Annotated in this window: 5 protein-coding genes, 1 tRNA gene and 2 pseudogenes; 6 read left to right on the top strand and 2 right to left on the bottom strand. The window is 70.3% G+C overall.

Annotation, left to right across the window (positions count from 1 at the left end; all coding sequences use genetic code 11):
- The coding region (locus K6I34_RS31605; protein ID WP_229331330.1) for a hypothetical protein at window positions 1–353 on the bottom strand (353 nt) is incomplete at its 3' end.
- A gap of 104 nt (window positions 354–457) precedes the next feature.
- On the opposite strand from K6I34_RS31605, the gene K6I34_RS31600 reads away from it, so the two are divergent.
- Window positions 458–531, top strand: a tRNA-Lys gene (locus tag K6I34_RS31600).
- Between the two features lie 55 nt (window positions 532–586).
- On the opposite strand, the gene K6I34_RS31595 is transcribed toward K6I34_RS31600, so the two are convergent.
- A complete protein-coding gene (locus K6I34_RS31595) occupies window positions 587–955 on the bottom strand; it encodes an STAS domain-containing protein (RefSeq protein ID WP_229331328.1) in 369 nt (122 codons plus the stop codon).
- Window positions 956–1,673: 718 nt separating this feature from the next.
- Between K6I34_RS31595 and K6I34_RS31590 the strand changes: the two genes are divergently transcribed.
- The 5 genes and pseudogenes from K6I34_RS31590 to K6I34_RS31570 all read left to right on the top strand — a co-directional run.
- Window positions 1,674–1,838, top strand: coding sequence for a hypothetical protein (locus tag K6I34_RS31590; RefSeq protein WP_229331326.1), 165 nt, complete (start codon window positions 1,674–1,676; stop codon window positions 1,836–1,838).
- An 11-nt stretch (window positions 1,839–1,849) separates the two neighbouring features.
- Window positions 1,850–2,143 carry a Dabb family protein gene (locus tag K6I34_RS31585; protein WP_229331324.1) on the top strand — a complete coding sequence of 98 codons (294 nt, stop codon included), beginning with the start codon at window positions 1,850–1,852 and terminating at the stop codon, window positions 2,141–2,143.
- A 602-nt stretch (window positions 2,144–2,745) separates the two neighbouring features.
- Window positions 2,746–3,513: pseudogene (locus tag K6I34_RS31580) on the top strand (RNA polymerase sigma factor SigF); the annotation flags it as partial.
- Window positions 3,514–3,700: 187 nt separating this feature from the next.
- Window positions 3,701–4,534 carry an RNA polymerase sigma factor SigF gene (locus tag K6I34_RS31575; protein ID WP_121799061.1) on the top strand — a complete coding sequence of 278 codons (834 nt, stop codon included), beginning with the start codon at window positions 3,701–3,703 and terminating at the stop codon, window positions 4,532–4,534.
- Window positions 4,535–4,661: 127 nt separating this feature from the next.
- Window positions 4,662–4,938, top strand: a pseudogene (locus K6I34_RS31570) (hypothetical protein); the annotation flags it as partial.

Raw genomic sequence — 4,938 nt, 5'->3', positions numbered from 1 at the left:
GGGGTGAGGACCGTGAAGCCCGCGGCGGTGAAGGCGCGGGCCCACGGGGGCGGGGGCACGAATTCGTCGGTGTAGACGTAGCGGCGTTCGCGCACGAAGGCGACCCACGGGAGGCTGCCGTGGCACAGGACGACGTGCTCGCCCGTACGGTCGGTGATCGTCGCCGTGTGGTAGCTGTGCCCCGGACCCTGCTCCCTCAGCTCGCCCGCCCTGCCCTTGGCGGCGCGGGCCGCCGCGTGCAGGGCGGTACGGATCTCCCGCAGGCCGACGCCGGGCGGCGGGCCGTCCTTCCGGTCATAGAAGCCCGTCGCGCCGCGCGGCAGCGTGACACCCGTGTTCCCGTGATCGGCCATACGGCCATCCTGCCCGGCGGGCCGGTCAGGCCGGTCGGGCAGAGCGAGCCGGGCGGGCCACGTGGTCGGGAGCACCCCTTTTCAGAGGGTAGTATTCATGGAGCGCGCCGCTAGCTCAGTTGGTTAGAGCAGCTGACTCTTAATCAGCGGGTCCGGGGTTCGAGTCCCTGGCGGCGCACCCGAAGGTGAAGGCCCCCATCAGGCGATGGGGGCCTTCACCCGTTTCCGGCGGCTCACGCCGGGACGCTGCCCTCCTCCGGCCACGCGGCAGGCGGCACGTCGAGGATCGTGAAGGCCGATTCGACCCCCGCGAGCCGCAGCACCTTCGTGACGCGCGCCGCGCCGCGGACGAGCCGCAGACGGCCGCCGCGGGCGAGCACCCTCTGACGGGCTCTCAGCAACAGGCGCAGGCCGCTCGCGTCCAGGAACGTGACGCGGCGGAGATCGATGACGACGTCGACGCGGAACCGTTCCGTCAGGGCGTCCACGCGCGGACAGAGGACCTGGTCCGCCAAGATGTCGAGTTCGCCGTGCAGTTCAATGATGATGGCGCCGTATGCCACGCGCTCCCGCATGGCGAAGGCGGGTACGTCCGCACCCATGTCGCCCCTCACCGACCTCCCTCAGCCCGCATATGCCGTATGCCTTTCTGGTGCCCCGGCAGTACGTGCTTCTCACCTCTGTCGCAGGACCGCCGACAGGTTTCCGTAAGAACCTTCGGCAATGACGAGGAGAACGCGAGGGGAAAGGGCGAAGCCCCGGTGATCGGGGAGAGAGAAGGTCGGGGGAAGCGGCAATCGGGGGGACAAGCCGCTTCCCCCGGCGAGGACATGGCCTCAAAGCCCGGGCCGTGAGTCGGGGGGAAGTCGCGGCCCGGACCCCGCAGCGAGGTCCATGTCCCGGCCCGCAGGATTCCTGCCAGATCCGCGGGCACACCTCCATCCTCCGCCTCCCCCGGAGCCCGACCGGCGGGCGAAGGACCCGTCGGAGAGGGCCTTTGGTCCTTAAATGTGGCGTGAGGACGCGCCCCGCAAGGGGCGCGGGGAACTGCGCGACAAGCCCCCACCGGACCCGCAGCCGCCCACCGGGCCCGGGTGGCAACCCGGCGGGCGCACCGGGCCACCGGCCCGCAGCCGCGCGCCAAGCGCAAGCCGCACCCCCGTAGGCGCACCCCGGAACCGGCCCCGCAGCCGCGCACCGACGACGCGCCACCCCACCCCAATAGACGCACCTTCGACCATATGTGCGGTTAGACTCACGCGACCGTAAGCCGTACAGAGGCATGGGCATAGGGCATACGCAAGGGGAGGGCCGCAGCTCGTGGCGCAAGCGAAGAAGATCGCGCTCTGGGCCGTCGTCATATTCGTGGCGTACACGGTCATCCACTCCCCGGCGCGGGCCGCCGAGCTCGTCCAAGTAGGGTTCGAGGGCATCTCGGACGCCGCCAAGAGCATCGGCGAATTCATGACCCAGCTGATCAAGTGAGGGGCCGCACCATGATCCGTCACCTTGTCCTGTTCAAGCTGAACGAGGGCATCGACCGCGACGACCCGCGCGTCACCGCGGGCGCCCGCGCGTTCGAAGAGCTCGGCAAGGAGATCCCCGAGCTGCGGTTCTGGGAGTGCGCCTGGAACATCACGGACCGGCCGATCGCCTACGACTACGCCATCAACTCCGCCGTCGACGACACCGACGCGCTGAAGCGCTACCTGGAGCACCCGGCGCACCAGGCGGCCGCCGCCCAGTGGCGCGAATTCGCCACATGGGTGATCGCCGACTACCCGTTCTGAGCCGCCCCCGGCCATGCGCCGGGACGCCGCTTCCGTATGGAGCACAGGCCCCCTCGCCGACCCCGGCGAGGGGGCCTTTTTACACCCAACACGACGCTATGCGGTGCTTGAGAGATTGCCATGGTCTTGTGATGCTATGACCGCTTTTGCCGGATGAGTTGACCGTGAAGGGTGGCGTGACCGTGTCGGCCCGTACCGTCCCCGAAGCCCCCCTCCAGCGCGACCAGCCCCCCGCTTCCGCCGAGGCCCGCGGAGCCGCCCCCGCAGGTCGTGACGACGACTCCGAGGGCCGCGCGGCCCCACCGTCCGAGGACGACACGGGCGACACGGGCGACACGGGCGACACGGGCGACACGGGCGACACGGGCGACACGGGCGACACAGACGGTACGGACGGCACGGACAGCGCCGACAGCACCGGAAGAACCGACGGCCACCCCAACGGCGGCGCCGGGATCACCACCAGCACCAGCACCAGCACCAGCACCAGCACCAGCACCACCAACGGCACGGACGACGTCGAGGACGAAGACAGGGACGAAGACGAGAACGGGGACGGGAACGGGAACGGGAACGGGGCCAGCGACGGCGACACCCTCCCCAGAAGCCGCGGCGCCGACGCCAGGGCGCTCACCCAGGTGCTCTTCAAGGAGTTCGTCACCCTCCAGCCCGGCACGCCCGAGCACGCGCGCGTGCGGGCCGCCCTCATCGAGGCCAACCTCCCCCTCGTCCGCTACGCCGCGGCCCGCTTCCGCAGCCGCAACGAGCCCATGGAGGACGTCGTCCAGGTCGGCACGATCGGCCTGATCAACGCGATCGACCGGTTCGACCCCGACCGCGGGGTGCAGTTCCCGACCTTCGCCATGCCGACCGTCGTCGGCGAGATCAAGCGCTACTTCCGCGACAACGTGCGCACCGTGCACGTCCCGCGCAGGCTGCACGAGCTATGGGTGCAGGTGAACGGCGCGAGCGAGGACCTGACCGTGCTGCACGGGCGGACCCCCACCACCGCCGAGATCGCCGACCGGCTGCGCATCCCCGAGGAGGAGGTGCTCGCCTGCATCGAGGCCGGCCGCTCGTATCACGCCACCTCGCTGGAGGCCGCGCAGGAGGGCGACGGGCTGCCCGGACTCGTCGACCGGCTCGGCTACGAGGACCCGGCGCTGGCCGGGGTCGAACACCGGGATCTCGTGCGCCATCTGCTCGTCCAGCTGCCGGAGCGCGAGCAGCGCATTCTCCTCCTGCGCTACTACAGCAACCTGACGCAGTCGCAGATCAGCGCCGAGCTGGGCGTTTCCCAGATGCACGTGTCCCGGCTGCTCTCCCGCAGCTTCGCGCGACTGCGGTCCGCAAATCGAATCGACGCGTAACCCGAACGGGTGAGGACCCCTGCGGTCACTGGGCAGATATGTCGACTTGACGCTACAGCGTGTTGCCGACATGTGACATTCTGCTGGAACTGCGTTTGCCACAGCCCGGCCTCCGGTATTCAGGTGGGGGCCGGAACCCTCGCCCGAGGGAGTTGCTGTGACCCGTCCGCGACCTCAAGGGGGTGGCATGTCCGTAGACCTGGGCAGCGCGAAGGTGCTCGCCAACGACGCACCGCACGCCGTGCTCGACGACTGCGAAGCCATCGACACCCGCACCCTCTCCCGCTCGCTGTTCCTGCGGCTGGCCACGCTCGACCGGGACAGCGCGGAGCGCACGTATGTCCGCGACACCCTCATCGAGCTCAATCTCCCTCTCGTGCGCTACGCCGCGGCCCGCTTCCGCAGCCGCAACGAGCCGATGGAGGACATCGTCCAGGTGGGCACGATCGGCCTGATCAAGGCGATCGACCGCTTCGACTGCGACCGGGGGGTGGAGTTCCCGACCTTCGCCATGCCGACCGTCGTCGGTGAGATCAAGCGGTTCTTCCGGGACACGAGCTGGTCCGTGCGCGTGCCGCGCCGGCTCCAGGAGCTCCGGCTGGCCCTGACCAAGGCCAGCGACGAGCTCGCCCAGAAGCTCGACCGCTCCCCGACCGTGCCCGAGCTGGCCCTGTGCCTCGGTGTCTCCGAGGAGGACGTGGTCGACGGCCTGGCGGTCGGCAACGCCTATACGGCCAGTTCGCTCGACTCGCCCTCGCCCGAGGACGACGGCGGCGAGGGCTCGCTGGCCGACCGGCTGGGTTACGAGGACACCGCGCTGGAGGGCGTCGAGTACCGCGAGTCCCTCAAGCCGCTGCTGGCCAAGCTGCCGCCGAGGGAGCGGCAGATCATCATGCTCCGGTTCTTCGCCAATATGACGCAGTCCCAGATCGGCGAGGAGGTCGGCATCTCCCAGATGCATGTCTCCCGGCTGCTGACGCGGACGCTCTCGCAGCTCAGGGAAGGCCTCATCGCGGACTGAGGCCCGCCGCCACGGCAGGCCCCGGGTCTGGGCCAACGGCTGGGTCAACGCTGGATCAACGGGGGACCCGCCCGCCATGTCGCCCGCGTATATATACACCTGACGTTGCGTCAGCCACACTGGGCCGATGCGACGGAAGACGGTACTCCGACGGAAGACCGTGGTCTCCGCCTCCGCCGTCGCCGGGGCCGCCGCGCTCACTCTGGGCGCCTTGCTCTCCGGATGCGGTGGCAGCGGCCGTGACGCCTATGTCGCGACGGGAGCCGCGGGACCGGACTCGTCCTCCCGGACCGTCGACGGCGCCGTCCCGCCCAAGGGCCGGGTGGAACTGCTGCCCCTGGACGGCGCGCGAAGCGCACCGCCGGGCTCCTCGCCCGCCACGCGCCCCCCGACCGCCTCACGCC

The organism is Streptomyces sp. UNOC14_S4 (assembly GCF_020740835.1).
Classification (GTDB): domain Bacteria; phylum Actinomycetota; class Actinomycetes; order Streptomycetales; family Streptomycetaceae; genus Streptomyces.
This window is presented reverse-complemented; position numbering and strand designations above follow the sequence as displayed.

Coding starts and splice junctions, on each gene's coding strand:
- K6I34_RS31595 (WP_229331328.1), bottom strand. CDS start 955: ATGGGTGCGGACGTACCCGCCTTCGCCATGCGGGAGCGCGTGGCATAC.
- K6I34_RS31585 (WP_229331324.1), top strand. CDS start 1,850: ATGATCCGTCACCTTGTCCTGTTCAAGCTGAACGAGGGCATCGACCGC.
- K6I34_RS31575 (WP_121799061.1), top strand. CDS start 3,701: ATGTCCGTAGACCTGGGCAGCGCGAAGGTGCTCGCCAACGACGCACCG.